We start from the raw sequence: 19,346 nt of genomic DNA on the forward strand, positions 1-19,346 counted from the left end.
ATGCTAATTTCATAACAAATGAACAATTTAAATAAAATCTTTTGAAAACAACTAAATGTTCAAATCGGGTAGCTCGTATACCAGCTGCACATAATCTCTAAATTTGCCTAAACACACTTCATCATGTCCATCCAAGGTGCAAGGCACTAAGCTCACATCCCCTTGTTCGACAACATAAATCGCATATTGATTAAATTTCTTACCCAATTGCAATGCCATCGTTCTATCGATAAACACGGCCCAACTTTTTTCCATGTGGGATAAATCCGGTGCAGCGCCCACTAAAGCACGATAAGGGCTACCGAGTAATTCAATTTCACGAAGAAGTTGGCGATCGAGTAAACGGTTTTGGCTAGGAGAGAGAAGCTTTGAAGCGGGATTATGAGCGGTAATAACAGCAAAGGAAAAATCACAGGATAATGCTTGAGTCAGCAAAAACAACGGCGCTTGGTAACATTGCCACAAATTTTGAGTCGTATTGTCCATTGGTAGTCTAGTCGAAAAATGAACCCAAGCTAGTGTAGCAGAGTGATTGTAAAATCCAAAGAGGCGTGAACTGGCTCACAGGAATAAGAAATACATTAGTTATACTAATCAATAGCTAAAGTAAATATCATGGTAAAAACCCCTGCTCACCTAAAATTTGTTAACATTTCATTTGTTAACAAATGACTAAAACGAGTACAATGTACGTACTGGTGAGTTGAAACAGATTGAGCAAGATGCTTATCGTTCAATACAGTTTGTTACATATATCGCTTAAAGTAACGTGAACTGACCGGGCATCTGTTTAAAATCTGTTCTACATTTGATTTGTCTTTTAAACATTTAAAAAAAACAATAGTTAAGGAACTTATTCTAACTATTGCTTATCGAAGTTGGTACTGATTACGTTTTCTCGTATTACACTTAAACGTGCACTTAATCTACATCCAGATATAGATGTCACCGTAAAGATTTTCCTTTTGAGCACAAAGCAGTTCAAGGAAGTATCAACGCTTTTATGAATATAAGAGCCCGAAGTAAGTTGCTCTTATTGGTTAGTATAAACTGATTAAAATTTAGGTAAATAATATGCAAAATCCGCACATTCTGATCGTTGAAGATGAAGCCGTTACCCGTAACACGCTGAGAAGTATTTTCGAGGCAGAAGGGTATGTGGTAACTGAGGCCAATGATGGCGCAGAAATGCATAAGGCTATGCAGGAAAACAAAATTAACTTGGTCGTTATGGACATTAACTTGCCAGGTAAGAATGGTCTATTGTTGGCACGTGAACTACGTGAAATCAACAACATCGGTCTTATCTTCCTGACAGGTCGTGACAACGAAGTCGACAAAATTCTTGGACTTGAAATTGGCGCGGACGATTATATTACCAAGCCGTTCAACCCACGTGAATTAACGATTCGTGCTCGTAACCTTCTGACTCGTGTCAACAGCGCTGGCGCTGAAGTCGAAGAAAAGAGCTCAGTAGAATACTACCGCTTCAATGATTGGAGCTTAGAGATCAACAGCCGTTCATTAGTGAGTCCACAGGGTGAATCTTACAAACTGCCACGTAGCGAGTTCCGTGCTATGCTGCACTTTGTTGAAAACCCAGGCAAAATTTTGACTCGTGCCGATCTACTGATGAAAATGACTGGCCGTGAACTTAAGCCACACGATCGTACTGTAGACGTGACTATCCGTCGTATCCGTAAGCATTTCGAAAGCTTGCCAGATACGCCAGAAATCATCGCAACTATTCACGGTGAAGGCTATCGTTTTTGCGGTAACTTAGAAGGCTAATAGCCCGCTAAGCGATATCCGCATTAGAAACTGGATTGGTTTGATAAAAATCTATTCACAAAAAACCAGATCCTAGGATCTGGTTTTTTTATGCCTGCTATTTGGCGTTTTTCAACTGCCTATCGAGGAAATCTGCCAGTGAGCGATATAAGTGATTACGCACTTTCTCGCCACGCATCGAATGTTTAGATCCAGGATAATCGATCATCTGGAACAGTTTGCCCTCATCCTGCAACGCCTTATAAACCCGAGTGCTGTTTTCAAACAAGACGTTATCATCGGCCATGCCGTGATACATCAACAAACCCGCTTGATAGTTTTTCACATAAGGGAACACACTGCTGGCTTCATAACCCTTTTCATTCCCCTCGGGATGAGCTAAATAACGCTCAGTGTAATGGGTGTCATACAAGCGCCAGTCGGTTACAGGTGCACCCGAAATCGCGGCTTTAAAGTAATCGGGCGCCTTAAATAGACTCATCAAGGCCATATAACCACCGTAACTGTGGCCGTAAATTGCCACATTATCGGCATCGACAAATGGCAGACTGCGTAAATAGTCCACTCCCACTTTTTGATCCTTGACTTCAGCTTCACCCAAGTGACGGTAAATCACTTGCTCAAACTTTGTGCCCCTGTGGGCGCTGCCGCGGTTATCCAACTGGAACACCACATAGCCTTGTTGAACCAGATACTGGGTAAAGTAGTCCTGCTCGCTCCAACTGTTGGTCACTAACTGTGCGTGCGGCCCACCGTAAACCCGTACAACGACAGGGTATTTCTTGCTCGCATCAAACGGCACAGGTTTGAATAAACGGGTTTGCAACACTTGGCCATCTTCGGCTTTCAGTTCACCAAATTCAGGGAGTTGCCACAGACTCGCATAGTCATATAAAGGATGGCCTTGCTTGACTTCATTTTGCTCAACCCAAGCCAGTTGCTGGCCCTTGTCACCGTGTAAACTGACCTGCGGTGGCTGAGATAAACTATTGAAATAATCCAGATACACACTTTGATTGTCGGCAAACACAGGGTCGTGCATGCCCGCTTGCTTGCTTACCCGCTCAACCTTGCCACCCGCTAAAGGCACGCGATAAAGTTGTTTCTCGATTGGCGTATCTTTGCGGCCAGTGAAATATACCCAACCAGCGGTTTCATCTATGTATTCCAACGCATCAACAGCCCACTCGCCCTGAGTCAATTGCGTTTTAAGTTTGCCTTTTAAGTCAAAAAGATACAGATGATTAAAACCGTCACGCTCAGATGCCCAAATAAAAGCCGATTGTTGTTTTAAAAAGTGCAGATCGTTATTGAGGTTCACCCAAGCGTTACTGCGTTCTTTCACTAAGGTTTTTGGCTTAGTCAGCGCATCTAACGCCACCAGTTGCAAATCTAGCTGATGTTGATCGCGGCTCTGCCACTGGAACGATAAATGTTTGCTATCGGGCAACCAATCGACCCGCGGCAGGTAAATATCTTTGCTCTTGTCTTCGCTGTTCTCTTCGCGCAGAGTCACCCAATTGATAGCTTTATTTTTTAGCGTGACCACACCGAGGGCGATGTCGACATTGTTTTTGCCGGCATAGGGATAGCGCTGCTCAGTAAGTTTAATACCGTCAGCATAGATTTCGTTACGGGTTACTTGCTCGACACCGGACTCATCAATACGGGTAAAGGCGATGGCCGATTCATCCGGCGCCCACCAATAACCTGTCATGCGATCCATTTCCTCCTGAGCGACAAACTCGGCCATGGCATTTTTAATCGCCCCGCCGCCATCGCTCGTCATAGCTTGGAGTTTTTTGGTCGCCAGATCTAACACATACAGATTTTGATCCCGCACGAAAGACACAAAATGTCCCTTGGGTGATAGGCGCGCATCTGTGGCAAACCCTTCGCCAATGGGAAGTTGGCTGACTCTGTTATCCACTAATGAAAAATAATACAGATTACCAGCAGCCGGAATTAATAGCGCTTGGCTATCATCGGCCCAGAAGTACTCCATAATGCCTTCGCCATAAATACGTTGGCGTTCGCGGCGGGCCTTTTCTTCATCGGATAATTCATTGCTTGCCAACTTATCGGCATTGAGCAATAGGCTAGATTTGCCAGTCTTTACATCCATCTGCCAGAGATCATAAAAGTTTTGATTGTCTTTACGGCCCGCAAGATAAGTGACGCGCTGACCATCGGGTGACAGTTTCAAACCACGAGGACTGGTGCCCGCTAATGCGGGCGAGGCATTCATTCGCTCAATCGTCAGTGGCAGTTTGCCGCCTTCCATTGCAAAAGCTGGGGTAATTGAAAACATAGCTGTCGAAATCATGGCCATTTGGCTCGCTATCAGTAGGGGAACGGCGCGCACCTTAAGTGAGCACGCAGGAAACCAAGTTAACCTATTTTTAATCATTATTATTCCTTGGAAACATAATCGCCTAAGATGTCAGCGATTAAAAACAAGCCGACATTGTGCCAGAGGCAAACCCTAAATAGAAATAGCATGCAATATGCCGATACAAATTAGGCCCTTGCGCCAAGCTCAATCCAAATAATCCCAAAAAGCCTTAATATTCGCTAAAAGCATCAGCAACATCGCTGAAATTGTCGACTAACTGAGTTATCATTCGCGGCAAATAACGAAATTGACCTCATTGTTGAACCTCTAAAGGACATAACATGCAGACTCTGGCCCAGTACCTGACCTCACAGGCAGTGAACGACTCCCTCTCCCACCTAATTTTAACCTTAGCCGACACCTCAAAAGCCATTAGCCATGCCGTTCGCCACGGTGCACTTGCGGGCGTGTTAGGCGCGACCGAGCAAGAAAACGTCCAAGGTGAAACCCAGAAAAAACTGGATATCATCACCAACGACATGCTCAAAGATGCCTTAAAAGCTGACGGTACAGTGCGCGGTTTAGCGTCGGAAGAAGAAGATCATGTGGTTGAAGTCAGCCAAAATGGTCAATATCTGGTGTGTTTCGATCCGCTAGATGGCTCATCTAATATAGATATCAACTCGTTAGTCGGCACCATTTTCTCCGTCCTGCCAGCCCCTGCTGGCGAGCTGACTGAAACCAGCTTTTTACAATCTGGCCGCGCACAATTAGCCGCAGGTTATGTACTTTATGGTCCATCGACCATGCTGGCATTAACCACAGGCCAAGGCGTGCAACTGTTTACTTTGCACCCAGAAACCAATGAGTTTTTACTGACGAATGCCGCCATGAGCATTAGCCCAGACACAGCCGAATTTGCCATTAACATGTCGAACCAACGTTTTTGGGAAGCGCCAATGCAAACCTATATTGCCGATTTACTGCTCGGTAAAATTGGCCCACGCGAAAAATCATTCAACATGCGCTGGATTGCGGCCATGGTCGGCGATGTACACCGCGTGCTATCTCGCGGTGGTATTTTCACTTACCCAACCGACAATAAAGATCCTAAAAAACCGTACAAACTGCGCTTGATGTACGAAGCCAACCCAATGGCCTTCTTAGTCGAACAAGCTGGCGGTAAGGCTTCTACCGGTTATGAAACCATTTTGGATATTCAACCAACACAAATTCACCAACGTGTTGCCGTGATTTTAGGTAGCAGCAACGAAGTCGACGCTTGCCTGAGCTATCACGGTATTGATTACAGTGAAGAGCCAAATATAGAGTAAGCCGAATCGCTTAGATTTTGATTTTTTTGGATAAAGCCACTGATTACAGTGGCTTTTTTTATTTATACGGCCTTGCGGCCGAGAAGGTCGTGGGGCTTCACCCCACACCCGACCAAAGAGGACTGCTCGTCCTATCCTCCTTGGATGCTCCATGACGTCCCCAACGGAGTTGAAAGCCCCTTGTGCTCATTGCCAAATCTGCTATCGCTTCCTAAGGATGCGTCCCTGCACCTGCGAAAGCTAGCTCGGCATCCATGCCGAGACTCACGCAATTTGTCTATTCGCCCTGCGGCAACTCCGAGGGGATAGTGTATTCCTCAGACACTGGAGTTATTGGAAAGTAATCAAGGCATAAAAATGAAGCCTATTTGCTCTTTGGCCTTTAATAAAGAGTCTTCAATGCCCTTCTGCAACTTCGCAGGGAAAGATGAACTTCTGCAATCTCAGAGTTAGCTGTTAATCCCAAAAGATTGGTTCCTGAACCATCTTTTTTAATCCAGCTAAACCCTGTGTATATCTGATAGTCAATAATGACACTCCCAGCGTTAATGATTAGCTATTTTTGTCTTTATCTTTGAACTGCAAAGTGGGTATTATGAGGCTGATTATTATCAAGTTATGAATGGATGCTGTTGATAAATGATTCTAAAAACCAAATCACTTCAAAATACCCAAACACCACAAACGATTGCGGGTCAAAAACAAGAACAGGATGTTGCCTTCTATTTACGCCGCGCCTTCAAAGATCATCCTGAAGTGTTGGTCATCAATGATTTTCGATTCACCTTTAATGACGAAACCGCGCAAATTGATCACTTAATCATTTACCCCTATGGCTTTGTTTTAATTGAATCTAAAAGCATAAAAGGCCATGTGGATGTGAACCAACAGGGTGAATGGACTCGCAGTCACGGAAGTAAATGGTTTGGTATGCCGTCTCCTATCAAGCAAGTTGAACTACAACAAGCACTGCTTAAAGAAATGCTAAAACAGCATAGAAGTGAAATTCTAGGAAAATTACTTGGTATAAGACAACAAAGTTTTAGTATGCGTTGCTGGGACCATGTGTGCGCGGTATCAAGCGATGCGGTAATCAACAGAGATACTATGCCAACCGCTATTTCAGAGCTGCTAGTTAAAACAGAGTTTTTAGTCGATAAACTTGAAAAAATCATGAATCTTAAAAGCAAGTTCATGCGCATTATAAATGTAAGCGATACCCGCCCCGACTTTAATCAACATGAACTCAATTCAATTGCGAACTTTTTAATCGATCGACATATAGATCTACATCAGCCAACAAGTGAACAAACGCTCCCGCAGACACAACAAGTCAGAGAGCCTATCGTACACTTTAAAGTTAACAAAGCAGTTGAAGCTCAAACCCAAGCAATAACGCAATCTACTACACACAGCATTCTTAGCTGTAAACATTGCGGAGAATCAACAAATTACACCCCAATGTACGGTAAGTTTGGTTACTACATTAAATGCAATCAATGCACCAAAAACACACCAATGAAACAAGCGTGCCCACAGTGCCAAAGCACACAAACGAAAATAACTAAAGCTAAAGAAGCCTACACACTACATTGTAATGATTGTGATAATCTTTATAGGGTTATCTAAACGAAATCAATTAGGATACTCATAATTTTGTCTACTACACCGAACATGAAGCCCTATCAAATTAAGTTGAGGTACTTTTTATTACCAGTGCTATTGCATATGAGCTGCATTACGCTATTGTTTTTCTTATCATCTATATTCTTCACAAAGTATCTATCCGAGTTAATTAGTCATAGTCACTTCTATCAAATCTATCTAACTAGCATTGAATGGAATGGGATTGTGAGCCTATTCTGCATTTCAGGTTTAGTATCATATTTCTCGACTAGCTTAATAAAAAAGCCTTTTTCATTTGTTGAATTTAAAAAGCCAAGATATAAAAATTCAATGTTGGTATCAATTTTCTCACTGCAGTCACTTTTATTAATATCTGCTTTTTTCTTAAGTTCATTGGGTTTATCAAGGCTATCAGAATTAGATAATCTACCCGAATGGCAAGAAAAAGGAATGCCTATATATTTCAACATCAATACGGTAGATTTATCTGGACAGAAATCAGTACACATTCAATTAAGTCCATCACAAAATATGGTAAAGCGATAGATGTGTTTTGTGTTATTAGCCTTGATAGCAGTGGCCAATTTTGGGCAGGTTTCAACTACCCATTTTCTGTTAAAAAAACAGAAAAACACCCAAGTGAAAAAATAGACAAGCTAATCAGTGATAGTGTTAATAAGTGTAATAAAACATCAACTAGTGATATCAAATACTTCAAGAAAAGTAGTTTCGCCTTTGAAAATAGCGATTATTTAAATGCTTTAAAACGTGTAGTTAGCAGCGATACACTAGAGAATAATAACATCACTTTATTTGTAGCATCACAGCATCTCGAATTTAATAGTGTCAAAACAGACCTATTAAAAGGTTTCTTAATGATGTTCGCTACTATTATAACATTTTTGGCTTATGAACTCTGGCAAGCTAAAATACATTGGGAAACTTATTGGGCCATTAAGAAAATAGAATCTGGACAGGCATAACTCTTTTGGGGTTAACAGCCAACACCGAGATCACAGAAGTTCACCTCCCCTCGGAGTTGCCGCAGGGCATTTGCGTTCGTTGCGTGATCGAGGCATGGATGCCGAGATAGCGTCAGTCGAATCAGGGATGAGCGTCTGACGCGATAGCATAAGGACGCTAAATGCCCAAGGGGCTTTCAACTCCGTTGGGGGCGTCATGGAGCATCCAAGGAAGATAGGACGAGCAGTCCTCCTTGGTCGGGTGTGGGGTGAAGCCCCACGACCTTGATTCACCTCGGCCGTAAGGCCGTATAAATCTGCAACTACAATATGGACGTGAACTAAAAATCGAAGGTTCTACACCAGTAGAATTAACAATTAAAAAGACAAGGACGAGCAGTCCTCCTTGGTCGACTCTTAATTAAACGTCAGGGGTGAAGCCCTAGGACTTTCTAGGCCGTAAGGCCACAAAGCCAAAAGCTACGTAGCAAGTGCAAAATGTGGCGCAAAGAAAATCACGACAGGTACAAACTCCAAAGCACAAATTTGCCACAGCAGCCGCAAGGCCAGTGTGAGTGACCATAGCTGGACTCACACATTTATAAATCAAGAAGGCCAACGCCCCGCAGCATGGTTGGCGGGGATTGGTATTTTGTGGCATAAGCGGTGAATTAAAGCCAGATAAGAGCTGCCACTCCTGTTTGTCGTCTGTCGATTGAATACATCAAACAGGCGGCTTTACTGACATTGCTATTTTACTTCCAACCGATTATTTACCGAGTGCACACCAGAGGTTGCTGCCGTCACCCGTTCAGCTTGGTCTTTCTGAGCTTGGCTATTTACATTGCCGGAAATGGTGACATCGCCCTTGCGGGTTTCTATCTGAATATCTAAATTTTGTAGCTGCTGATCAGCGATCAACGCAGTATTAACTGCTGTGGCAATTTTAATATCATCACCAGTACCATCCTCGGTTGTTACAGTTAAGTCTGGTGTACCTGTTTGAGTATTCACATTGCCACTATCACAACCGTTAAGCAGCAAACTACCAACGAGTACAACACCAGCGGTAACGAACGTAAGTTTCATGGTTTGCATTATAAGCTCCTTCACACTGCAAAAAGTGCAGGGTAATAACCATAATGCAATAACACCAGTTTGAGCTCTGTGCGCTGGCAGACATACAAATCGATCTAGGGCGAGATCACCTTGTTAGACTCTTGATTAAGCGTCAGGGCTGAAGCCCCACGACTTTGATGCACCTCGGCCATTAGGCCGCAAAGCCAAAATCTACACAATAACCCAAAAATAACCCACTAATTGCTAGCACACAGATTTTGCTGAATCTTCCAACGGCGCTGCATCACGGGAATTGAAAAAACATAACAAAACACCACGATTAGAGGCTGAATTTGAAAGCTCAGCTCGGGCCAGAGCATGAAAGCTGCCACACAGGCTAAGGTGCGCACTATCGCATGCACTATGGCCACCTTTTGCGCTGCTAAAACACCGTGGACTAACCACATTAAACCTGTTTGCACCGCAAGGGCGAAAGGCAAAGCCAGATAATTTTCCATAAAAAAGGGAATACTGATGCTAAAGGTTAAAAAACTCATCCCCATCGCAGCGAGAAACACAGTCTCAAACCAATTACGCTCAGCGCTTTTCTTAAACGAGATATTCTCGCCTGTCAGCCGCGAAATACCCATGGCAAGGTAGATAATAGAACCAGTACCGATAAAGACCGCCATCACCAACTGCGAAGGAGGTAATACAAGGCTCAATACAAACAGTAGGATCCACACAATCATGCCAGATAAGGGCATAGCTAAAGCACGTTGTTGACGGTATTCGATTAATTGTTGGTCCAGTGATTTATGTTGCATGATTAAGCCTCCTTGTTTAGATGACTTAAGTATCTGCGTAAAATGTCCATCACGGCAGTGTGAGTTGTCAGCAATCTAGGATGACAAATGTCACTTCCTTCATCAAAGCCCTAAAATGCCAAGAAAAATGATCATCCATGGCTGAATTTGCTTGGTATTAGGTTGAAAAAAGCGACGATCAGACATATCAAAGGCTGTGCACATTAAACGATGTGGCGCCACTAACACCCAAATATGGGTTAAATAACCACAGAGGTTACAAAAAAACACAATAACAGCATATAACTCACGCCCTTGTGATTGGGTAATAGCGCGCATAAAGTGCATTATGTTACTGTTTTAGTCATTAGTGACTCGATTTTTTACCGCATTTTAGATAAAGGGTTTAATGGATTATGGAACAAATATTTGAAAAATTAATGTATGCATCGCGCTGGATTATGGCGCCAATTTATTTAGGACTCAGCTTTGTTTTATTGGGTTTAGGCATTAAATTCTTCCAAGAGATCTTCCATATTCTGCCGATCATTTTTGAGATGACTGAAGTGGATTTAGTGCTGGTGACCCTGTCCTTGATTGATATCACCCTCGTGGGCGGCCTGATTGTGATGGTGATGTTTTCTGGCTACGAGAATTTCGTCTCGCAGCTGGATGTAGGCGAAGACAGTGAGAAGCTAAGTTGGCTGGGTAAATTAGATTCTGGCTCACTGAAAAACAAAGTGGCGGCGTCGATTGTGGCGATTTCGTCTATTCACCTACTGAAAATCTTTATGGATGTGAAGAATATCGATAACGACAAAATCATGTGGTATCTGTTAATACACATCACCTTTGTATTATCAGCCTTTGCCATGGGCTATCTGGATAAAATTACTCGCACTAAGTAATGGGCTAACATTGTTGATGCTAACCTAGCAACACATCAATACCAGCATAGAGAATATTAAACAAAAGCCACTGTTTTCAGTGGCTTTTGTTTTTATAGAATACGACTTAGTGGCACATTAACTCTTCGCTGACTCAAGCTGATGCACTTTCTCGGTTTGATCCACTATAGTCAACACCGCAGTATCACCAACCACGTTACAGGATGTCAGCACCATATCAATAATCCGATCTAAGGCCGCCACTATGGTAAAGGCTTCTATCGGTAAACCCATTTGATGGATTAATACACCTATCATCACCATGCCGCCACCGGGAACACCGCCCGCACCGACAGATAATAGGAAGACACTAAATAACAGCGAAGGCAATTGCTCAGTGGTAATGGGCATGCCAAAAGCGTTGGCGACAAAGAAAATCGCAATAGTGATATAGATCGCCACACCGCCCATGTTCATGGTCGCCCCCAGCGGTACGCCAAAACCAGCAACAGCACGGTTCACGCCTAACTTGTCCGTTAAAGTACGCATGGTCACGGGAATAGTCGCATTTGAACTTGCAGTCGAGAGTGAAAACAGCACTTGCTCTTGGGTCTTCTCGCGGAAGGTTTTGGCTGAAATAGGAGTAAATACCCCCACTGCCATAGGATAAACCACAAAAATCCACAGTAGCAGCAGCGCGAGGATCAGCACCATATACTCAACCACACTCATAAACACACCTGCATCTAAGGTCGCGCCGAGTTTAAACATCAAGGCAAATACACCATAGGGCGCAAGACTCATCACCACAGAAATCAGTTTCATCATGATTTTATTGGCGGTTTGAAAACCTTGGACAGCACCCGCAACATGCTCCCCAAGGGACTTAATCACACCGCCAAGCAACAAGGCCATAAAGATCACCTGTAGCATATTGCCCGACATAAAAGCCGTCACAGGATTACGTGGGACTATGTCGATCACCAGCGCCATCAGGCTTGGCAGCTCAGTTGCTGTAATCGCTACGCCATCCGTGCTGCTCATATCTACACCTTTACCGGGTTCGAGTAGCAGCACCACTAATAATGCGGTCGCGATTGCGACGACAGTATTGATGATATAAAAACCGAAGGTCTTACCGCCCAAGCGGCCAAAACTTTTAAGATCTTGCAGCTCACAGACACCACAAACGATGCTCACAAACACGAGTGGCACAACCAGCATCATGATCATATTGACGAACATAGTACCAACGCCACCAGCAAGCTCGACTAAATTACCCGAGAAAAAACCGATATCGTTTAAGAAGTATTGCACTATTGTGCCGAAAATAAGGCCGGCAAACAGACCAATAAAGATCCGCGTCGAAAGTGATTTCATCATGCTTGTGATTTCCCCAGAAAGGTCATTTATTTGTTATTCATCTTCCATGATGAGCACAATTGCCAATCCATTTTTGGCTCAGGCGGGGATAGTGAAACATGCTAGCCGTTAATTCAATGAATAAATTTACTTATTTAATTTAAAATTAAGCAAAACACATCACAAAAAACTTATATCAATATGATTTTAAATAAAATAAAAACAACTGAATAATAAACAACCAGTTGACCACTTTATTTTAAAATCAAAATAATAACAGAATTAAAACAAAAAAAATCACGATTAACGGGTTTTATTGGGATAACTCTAGATTTAAAAACTGAATAAATACTTTAATTAGCATTTAAAACCACTTATATCGCATTTTACAGAGATATGGGGAAGGATAAAGGTTAACTGTATGCCAGTAGTACTAGCTCAAGCCGATGATGCAGCAGGTGCTGCTGTTTGATACTAATACAGTGTTGATTTAGCCAAACGGCTAATTTTTGCCAATGCTTTAACTCGGTATTTTGCAAATACTTAGCCTGTTTCGCTTGCTTGTCGAAATCATCAGTAGAATTAATTTGTGCTATTGCCAATAACTCAGCAGGTGCTGTCAGCGCAAGTTGTGGCACAAGCCAATGAGTCACGCCCATTAAGGTATGGGCGATTTGTAGTCCTGCGGGATCTAAGTCGGTAAAGGCAATGATCGGCAATTTATCTAACATCGCTTGCAAAAAATGCCGCACGCCAATCGGGGAATGATGACCGCTACCTCGGTAGATAACCATCACATGAGTTAAATCCTGTGGTAAACGCGCTTGATAGATAACATCAAATACATCCAAATTTTCAACCACTAGGATGGCTGCGACATTGAGTTCATGGCAATGCTTTTGTGCTTCATCCAAAGGAATTCGCAGTGATGTGCGAGTTGAAATCCCAGTTGGTGAAGATTCGAAACCTAGATACTTCATCAAAACGTATTCGGCTTCGGGGCGGATCTTAGCGAGCTTTTCATCGTGACTTTTGGCGGACATCGCCATGCGATCGACATTGAAATCATCGAAAAGTAAATCCAGCCCAAGGTGTTTTTTTACATCTTGGCGCAGTTGAGCTAAATCCTGCGCACTAAGAAACAACCACTTATAAGATGCATCTGGTTCGCCTATCTCTAACTCGCGATAGATTTGCTGCCATTTCGGGTTGAATAGCACTTTCGCGGGGCGATCCTTTAGTGCACCCGCGATTAGTCTCAATTGTCCCCTCGTTAACTTAACCACGCTTAAGCGAGCCCAAGTTCAACATCGCGAATAATAAAGTTGCCGCTATAGATGGGATGCGGTTCGCCCAATGGCTCAAGCTCAAAATAAGCCTTGTGTTCATCGGGCAGACCTTCGTAGCCACCAATCACTTGATAAATCCAGCTTTCAGCGTCCCAAGGCAAAGCCTTATCCGCCAGATATTCCAGCGCCGATTGGCGCAGGCCAGACTCAATTACATCGACGAAATACTCATCCACCGCTTGTTTAAGCGGATTATCCGGCACATCGAAGTCTTCACTTTGGGTGATAGAAACGGACACATCATGCTCACGCACCGCCGCAATCACAGGATGACGGCTGATGGCTTTAATGTGCGCGACTATCCCCATCAACTCCAGCTCTTGGCTGGCGTTGTGCACATCTACCGATGCAGGGGCGAGCAAGATTTCAGCGCGATTAAATAGACTTGGAATTTCCTTGTGGGACACATGGTTCGCAGGTCGATAATCCGGATGCAAATCAGTGTAGAGCAACCAGCCCTTGAGTAAACGGGTACGGCCACGGATTTGTCTGAAGCGACCTAAGAGTTCGAGTAAACGCCCCTGCACTACGCTCAGTTCCTGGGCGCAGTCGCTCATGGTTTCTTGCAAAGTCGTCACTAAGAGCTTGCGCAGTTCACGGATATCGCCAGCGATTTCGCCTAGCTCACTAAACTGGAACATCTCTAAGCCATTAAGTAATTCAGACACTTGGCTTTGGGCTAATTCGTTTTCGCGGATCTTAGCGTTGATCGTACCAACGTAACCGAACTCGTTGTTGATCCGGCCCCAGAGCACACGGATCGAATAACGCAGACTGTCGGCGAAACTATAAACATGTTCGCTTAAATCTGATAAATAGGCCTCGGCGGCGCTGTAATCTGAGCTATGACGCGCCTCTTTATAATGATCGGCCAAGGTTTTAATCGTGGCTAAGGCCGAACCGACATTAGAGTCGATTTGGCGATTGCGCTCGTCACTTAAGCCTTCTTCGAGCAAGGCTCGCACAGAACGCTTAAGCCGCAGCTCCTGATCTGGCTCTGGCCGCCATAAAATCCCTGCCTGTTTAAGCTTTTCGACCACGCTTGGATCGTGTGCATCCTCGTTAAGAGAGCCCGCTAAATAGGTGTCCATAATGATGTCAGCATGGCGACCTAACTGCTTGAGCAGTTTCACACCCGCCTGATGTAAGTTACTGCTCATCATGGCCTCCTTGGTCACAGCTTTTACCTAGGTTTAACAGTGCCAACATTAGATTAAGTCCCGCTGGGTCGCTGTTTCCGCCTGCGCTTCTAGGCTTAAACCTTCAGTTTCGTCGATAAACCGAATGACTTCATACAAATAATCCAGCTTGCCCGTGGCGATATAGATTTGCTTCTCCGCATTGGGGCGCACTAAATAGCCGAGTTCGACTAAGCGTTTGAAGACTAATTTGATTTGCGCATCGCTGTTAGTGCTGGTTGAGCCAAATAAACGATATTGGCTGAGCTTGGCTAACTGCTCACGGAACGCCGGCGTGTCTTCGATACGGCTTTGCAGCTCGGTTAAACGCACGGGCGCACCTTCGCTCAGCGGCGCATCTTGGCCACTGGCTTCTTGCACTAATACCAACCATTCCACCAGCGGGATCAATGCCTGACAGATATCTTTAAACTGCGATGAAATTACTTTACGTTCGGCATCGCCTAACTGTAAGTAACCGCAGAAGAACACATCACCTTCGGCGGCAGACGCCACGGTACGGTTGATCTGGTTTAAGTAGGCTTCAACCCGCTCGCGGGTACTGCTATTTTTAAGGGCGCGCCAGCCTTCTTCATTGGTGGTGCGACAAATAAACTCGCCCTTGAGTAACAGCTCAATCAAAGCGCCAGTGCCAACTAATACGGTTTGGGTTGCATCACTCATTAGATGGCCTCCTTCGACAAACGCTTATTCAACATGTCGGCAATTGCGCTTTTCACGTTAGCCTTAGGTTTTACCACCTGCAACATCTTGGTTTGTTTTAATTCAAGCATGATTAGATGGCCTCCTTCGACAAACGCTTATTCAACATGTCGGCAATTGGGTTGACCTTAGGCTTCACCACCTGCAACTTCTTAGTTTGTTTGTTGATAATGTAACGATTAGCGAACAAGTTCAGCACCTCAGACTCAGGGTTCGGGAAGGCGCCCAGCACACAAATATTGTTATTTTCGCAGGCATCGAAAATCTTCTTCACGTTGGTATGGTGCAAAGTGCCCAACTCATCAATTGGCCAGTGAATGGTCACATCGGCGCGGCCACGCAGCAAGCGCGTGAATGCCAACAAGAACTTACACAAAATCAGATACGCCATACCGTGGCTTGAGGATTCGTTAAGCTGTCTGTCGGTGCGGATGATCAAATCGCTGTTACCTTCTTTGAGGCGCAGCTCGATTTCCAGCAACTTAGAGATGCCCCCCGTTAATGCGGCGCGACCGATAATGTCTAAGGCGCGGCGCATGCTGTTGGTGTAATCCTCATCGGGCAAGCCATTAAAGCCATCGGCTTTCCAATGTTTAAAGGCTTTGACGAACTGTTCAAGCTCAGGCCAGAACTCTAACTCACTGATGCGCGAACGAATACGTACAGCCGATTCAGACACGCCATCGAGGAATAACTCTTCGCCCACTTCGCGGGTAATACGCGCACTTTGGGAGGCAATGCGGCGGTCGATATCGGCTAACACATCGTAGAAAGCGGTTAAGTCGACGCCGAAAATCCGCCCCTGCTCACGCAGCGCAGTAATCGATTGCGGCACGATCACGTTCAGCAATTGCTCAAGCTGTGGCACTAACTTACGGTAATCCAGCAGACGAATGCCTTTGTCGTTGATAAAGCTCGATTCTTCGCGGGCACGCTCCCAGGTTTCCGCAAGGCCAGAACCTGACTTGCTGGCGATCACTGAGTCGAAATGCTCTACATATTGCTTCACCGAACCCATCAGGTAATCGCGTTTTAGCAGCAAATCCTCACCTTGGCGCAGACGCTCGCCTAGGCTGCCTTGGGCTTCTTCGTTATTGGTCGGTAACTTAAGCTCGGCGAGTTTACGCATTACGGCACGTAACTTAGTTAAGTTTTCAGAAGCTTCAACCTGCGCCGCATCGGACACTTTACGCTCGGTTTCAAGTTGTTGACGACGGGCCTTAACATCCTGAGTTTTCGCCTTAAGCTGTTGATCGATTTCCGATACCGCGCGCTTCACATCGCTAAGCTGAGTTTGCAGTTTAGGTTTGCGCGCAAGCCAAGTGTGTTGATACCAATCGTCAAAGCGCAGTACGTCGCTGCGACGCTGCTCGGCGCAGCTGATTTTGGTTTCTAACTCACGAATTTGTTGCTTGAGTTTGAGGATATTATCCTCATCCACACCGCGGGATTTAAGCTCGTTTTTGTACCAAGTCTCGCAGGCTTTCTGCTCGATTTTGGCGCTTTCGCGGCGTCCTTCAATAGTCGCTTTAATTTGGCCGAGTTGGTTGTCGAGCGCGCCGATGACTTCCTGCCAATAGGCATTCTTTTCCATGCGCGCTTCGAGCGCTTGCTCTTTTTGATCTTCGAGCCAGAGTTCGTGCTGATGTTTAAGTTGTTTTAGCTCACCATCGAGTTGAGTCAGTCTTTGTCCCGCATGGGCTTTGCGCTCGCTCAATGCTTTGTTGATTTTCTCTTGCTCGCTGCGCTTTTCATCAAATAGGCGACGCAGATCGTCACGGCTATTTTTGTACGCCGTGCGGGCAAAGGTCAGTTCACGGCTGAGATTATCCAACTCGCCATTAATGGCCACCAGCTGAGATTCGGCCTCGGCCTGCATTTCTTGGGCACTAGTGTGGGCTTCTTCGGCTTTGCTTAACCGAATACGCAGCTCTTGTTCGGAGGCGGCATATTCAGGCACATCGATCGCTTTAAGATCTAAATGCACGCCAAAGAAAGCTTCGCTCGATTCAGTCACTAAGCTTGGATGTAAATCAGTGCGATGCAGTAGTTCAGGCGCGATCACTTTCCCTAAACTTTGCTCCCAGCCTTGGGATTCTTTACGCAGAAACTCCAATAGGGTGTGGGATTGCGGGAACAGCATGTGGTGCAGTTCATCCAGCGCAGTTTGACGCTCATTCACCCTTAAGGTGGCGATACGCAAGGCTTCGTTGGCTTGGTCACGTTTGGCTCTGAGCTTGCGCTCATCACTGCTTAAGCGCTCAACCTTGGCATTGCAGCTTTCTTGTTCTTCGTCGGCGCGGTGAATACGCTCATCGAAAATTGCGAGACTCAGCTTTTCTTCTTCAGTGTAAGTCACGCCATCGACACGTAATTTAAGCTCGGCGGCAGTGAGTTTGAATTGGTATTCCTGCTCGCTAAAGCTAGCCTTGCCCGCATCCATTTGGTTCCGCCATTGCAGCTCTAGGGCGTCAATATCGGTGCGCGCCACTTCACGTTGTTTATCGCGGGCTTCACGCTGCTTGTCTTGGTCGGCATGCAAACCTTCAAGCTCGCGGTTTAACTGCTCGCCAATCTTACTGCGACGGGCATTGTACGCCGCCTCAATGTCTTGGTGCTTCTCGGTTTGCAGCTTATGGCGTTCACTTAGGTTTTCAACATCGGTGCGCCAGTTCGGCAGCATCTCAAGATCGACCTTGGCTTGTTCTATGTTGGCATCTAAAAAAGCAGCGTGCTGATCTTCAATGGCATCGAGCTCATACTCGCACTTTGCCACATCGCCCTTAGCTGCCGATAAATCGAGATTGAGCTCATCGCGCTGCTCTTTCCATTCATCATCAAGCAATCTGAGCTTTAAATTCAGCTCTTTAGATAAGGTTTGCTGAATATCTTGGCGATCGGCTTCTAAGGTTTCATCGTTGCGATAACCACGGGATAAACTCGATAAACGCAGTTCGGCGCTGAGCAGTTGGTTAAATTCTTGCTCGAGTTTTTCAAACTCAGGGCGAATGACTTCAAAGCCTTGGATAAGTTGGCTCTCACGGATCCACGCCTCAACGCGCTGCGGGTTTAAGCGTGAGCTGGGCGGATTAACCCCGTCCTCCTCTAAAATGGCGGCGATCATGGATTTGACCGTCTCCATCTTGCCTTCTTTGGAGTGCACCGCTTTAGCGAGTTTTTCGATGTGGCGCAGGGAATGCTCACCCTCACACAGAGCAAATTGGCGTGCATAACCGCGTAGTTCGCTGCGGTTGCTGCCCGTGCTTAATAGGGTGCGATCGTTTTGAATAATGGCGCGATATTCACGGGTATTAAGCAAATTCGAAGCACCGATTCCCTCGCGCTTCATCTTAATACCTAACTCCTTCATCGAAAGGCACAAAATAGTGTCGCCATTTTGCGATTTAATATAATCGCTTAGCTCAAAACCTTTGGCGATAAAACGATAGTTAACGCCCTTACCATCACCCGCCGAGGCCAGCACGGCTTGGTACAGTAAGCCATCGGCCTTTTGATATTCGTAAATGATGTAGCTTGAATCGTGTGGCAAATACCAACGCTCGAAACTGTCGCGGGTCGAAGGCACCACGCGGCTTGGGTATTCACCATAAAAAACAGGGACTAGACGTTGTAATGTCGTTTTACCCGAGGCGTTAGTACCACAAATGTTGGTATGACCATTGAGGGCGAGTTCCACCACGCCCGGAAGGTGCGTATCAATCAGCACAATACGAATCAAGCTTGCCATTTCATTCCTTATGCAAACAGGAGAGTCTTATCTAAGCTGCAGAAGCTTCTACACAAATAAGAGAAAACAATCCAAGAGGGCCACTGACGTTAAAATCGTCACTGTAAATAAACACTTTAAAAAAGTGACTAAAAAGTGATGTTAAAAATCGTGACCTAAAAATAGTGCCCCTAAAATAAGGCAATC

Annotated in this window: 14 protein-coding genes; 5 read left to right on the forward strand and 9 right to left on the reverse strand. The window is 45.0% G+C overall.

Annotation, left to right across the window (positions count from 1 at the left end; translation table 11 throughout):
- Positions 1 to 51: 51 nt before the first annotated feature.
- Positions 52 to 486 carry a DUF3293 domain-containing protein gene (locus ACHA99_RS19425; RefSeq protein ID WP_173247481.1) on the reverse strand — a complete coding sequence of 145 codons (435 nt, stop codon included), beginning with the start codon at positions 484 to 486 and terminating at the stop codon, positions 52 to 54.
- A 588-nt stretch (positions 487 to 1,074) separates the two neighbouring features.
- On the opposite strand from ACHA99_RS19425, the gene arcA reads away from it, so the two are divergent.
- A complete protein-coding gene (arcA, locus tag ACHA99_RS19430; protein WP_006080127.1) occupies positions 1,075 to 1,791 on the forward strand; it encodes a two-component system response regulator ArcA in 717 nt (238 codons plus the stop codon).
- Positions 1,792 to 1,888: 97 nt separating this feature from the next.
- Here arcA and ACHA99_RS19435 read toward each other — a convergent pair whose 3' ends face one another.
- The gene (locus ACHA99_RS19435) at positions 1,889 to 4,201 is read right to left on the reverse strand and encodes a S9 family peptidase (protein ID WP_393944482.1); all 2,313 of its coding nucleotides are present in this window, start codon (positions 4,199 to 4,201) and stop codon (positions 1,889 to 1,891) included.
- A 266-nt stretch (positions 4,202 to 4,467) separates the two neighbouring features.
- On the opposite strand from ACHA99_RS19435, the gene ACHA99_RS19440 reads away from it, so the two are divergent.
- The 3 genes from ACHA99_RS19440 (at position 4,468) to ACHA99_RS19450 (ending at position 8,069) form a co-directional block, all read left to right on the forward strand.
- Positions 4,468 to 5,460, forward strand: coding sequence for a class 1 fructose-bisphosphatase (locus tag ACHA99_RS19440; RefSeq protein ID WP_393944484.1), 993 nt, complete (start codon positions 4,468 to 4,470; stop codon positions 5,458 to 5,460).
- 639 nt (positions 5,461 to 6,099) lie between these two features.
- Complete coding sequence (locus ACHA99_RS19445; protein WP_393944486.1) at positions 6,100 to 7,089, forward strand: nuclease-related domain-containing protein; 990 nt, start codon at positions 6,100 to 6,102, stop codon at positions 7,087 to 7,089.
- Positions 7,090 to 7,520: 431 nt separating this feature from the next.
- A complete protein-coding gene (locus ACHA99_RS19450; protein WP_393944488.1) occupies positions 7,521 to 8,069 on the forward strand; it encodes a hypothetical protein in 549 nt (182 codons plus the stop codon).
- Between the two features lie 729 nt (positions 8,070 to 8,798).
- On the opposite strand, the gene ACHA99_RS19455 is transcribed toward ACHA99_RS19450, so the two are convergent.
- Positions 8,799 to 9,146 (reverse strand): BON domain-containing protein, encoded by a 348-nt coding sequence (locus ACHA99_RS19455; protein WP_105250242.1) that lies wholly within the window; start codon positions 9,144 to 9,146, stop codon positions 8,799 to 8,801.
- Between the two features lie 218 nt (positions 9,147 to 9,364).
- Positions 9,365 to 9,934 carry a DUF7010 family protein gene (locus ACHA99_RS19460; RefSeq protein ID WP_173496287.1) on the reverse strand — a complete coding sequence of 190 codons (570 nt, stop codon included), beginning with the start codon at positions 9,932 to 9,934 and terminating at the stop codon, positions 9,365 to 9,367.
- Between the two features lie 395 nt (positions 9,935 to 10,329).
- On the opposite strand from ACHA99_RS19460, the gene ACHA99_RS19465 reads away from it, so the two are divergent.
- Positions 10,330 to 10,821: a TIGR00645 family protein gene (locus ACHA99_RS19465; RefSeq protein ID WP_105250244.1), complete on the forward strand. Its 492-nt coding sequence runs from the start codon at positions 10,330 to 10,332 to the stop codon at positions 10,819 to 10,821.
- Between the two features lie 117 nt (positions 10,822 to 10,938).
- On the opposite strand, the gene ACHA99_RS19470 is transcribed toward ACHA99_RS19465, so the two are convergent.
- The 5 genes from ACHA99_RS19470 to ACHA99_RS19490 form a co-directional block, all read right to left on the reverse strand.
- On the reverse strand, positions 10,939 to 12,183 hold the full coding sequence (locus ACHA99_RS19470; protein ID WP_393944491.1) for a dicarboxylate/amino acid:cation symporter: 1,245 nt from the start codon (positions 12,181 to 12,183) through the stop codon (positions 10,939 to 10,941).
- A gap of 392 nt (positions 12,184 to 12,575) precedes the next feature.
- Positions 12,576 to 13,448: a hypothetical protein gene (locus tag ACHA99_RS19475; protein WP_393944493.1), complete on the reverse strand. Its 873-nt coding sequence runs from the start codon at positions 13,446 to 13,448 to the stop codon at positions 12,576 to 12,578.
- A 2-nt stretch (positions 13,449 to 13,450) separates the two neighbouring features.
- On the reverse strand, positions 13,451 to 14,671 hold the full coding sequence (locus ACHA99_RS19480) for a phosphoenolpyruvate carboxylase (RefSeq protein ID WP_393944663.1): 1,221 nt from the start codon (positions 14,669 to 14,671) through the stop codon (positions 13,451 to 13,453).
- Between the two features lie 48 nt (positions 14,672 to 14,719).
- Entirely contained in the window at positions 14,720 to 15,373 is a 654-nt protein-coding gene (locus ACHA99_RS19485) for a hypothetical protein (protein WP_011790751.1), read from the reverse strand.
- 112 nt (positions 15,374 to 15,485) lie between these two features.
- Positions 15,486 to 19,160, reverse strand: a complete 3,675-nt coding sequence (locus ACHA99_RS19490) for an ATP-binding protein (RefSeq protein WP_393944495.1) — start codon at positions 19,158 to 19,160, stop codon at positions 15,486 to 15,488.
- Positions 19,161 to 19,346: the final 186 nt, after the last annotated feature.

This window comes from Shewanella sp. S23-S33 (assembly GCF_043359565.1).
In the GTDB taxonomy this organism is placed as follows: Bacteria; Pseudomonadota; Gammaproteobacteria; order Enterobacterales; family Shewanellaceae; genus Shewanella; species Shewanella oncorhynchi.

Coding starts and splice junctions, on each gene's coding strand:
- ACHA99_RS19425 (WP_173247481.1), bottom strand. CDS start 486: ATGGACAATACGACTCAAAATTTGTGGCAATGTTACCAAGCGCCGTTG.
- arcA (WP_006080127.1), top strand. CDS start 1,075: ATGCAAAATCCGCACATTCTGATCGTTGAAGATGAAGCCGTTACCCGT.
- ACHA99_RS19435 (WP_393944482.1), bottom strand. CDS start 4,201: ATGATTAAAAATAGGTTAACTTGGTTTCCTGCGTGCTCACTTAAGGTG.
- ACHA99_RS19440 (WP_393944484.1), top strand. CDS start 4,468: ATGCAGACTCTGGCCCAGTACCTGACCTCACAGGCAGTGAACGACTCC.
- ACHA99_RS19445 (WP_393944486.1), top strand. CDS start 6,100: ATGATTCTAAAAACCAAATCACTTCAAAATACCCAAACACCACAAACG.
- ACHA99_RS19450 (WP_393944488.1), top strand. CDS start 7,521: ATGGCAAGAAAAAGGAATGCCTATATATTTCAACATCAATACGGTAGA.
- ACHA99_RS19455 (WP_105250242.1), bottom strand. CDS start 9,146: ATGCAAACCATGAAACTTACGTTCGTTACCGCTGGTGTTGTACTCGTT.
- ACHA99_RS19460 (WP_173496287.1), bottom strand. CDS start 9,934: ATGCAACATAAATCACTGGACCAACAATTAATCGAATACCGTCAACAA.
- ACHA99_RS19465 (WP_105250244.1), top strand. CDS start 10,330: ATGGAACAAATATTTGAAAAATTAATGTATGCATCGCGCTGGATTATG.
- ACHA99_RS19470 (WP_393944491.1), bottom strand. CDS start 12,183: ATGATGAAATCACTTTCGACGCGGATCTTTATTGGTCTGTTTGCCGGC.
- ACHA99_RS19480 (WP_393944663.1), bottom strand. CDS start 14,671: ATGAGCAGTAACTTACATCAGGCGGGTGTGAAACTGCTCAAGCAGTTA.
- ACHA99_RS19485 (WP_011790751.1), bottom strand. CDS start 15,373: ATGAGTGATGCAACCCAAACCGTATTAGTTGGCACTGGCGCTTTGATT.
- ACHA99_RS19490 (WP_393944495.1), bottom strand. CDS start 19,160: ATGGCAAGCTTGATTCGTATTGTGCTGATTGATACGCACCTTCCGGGC.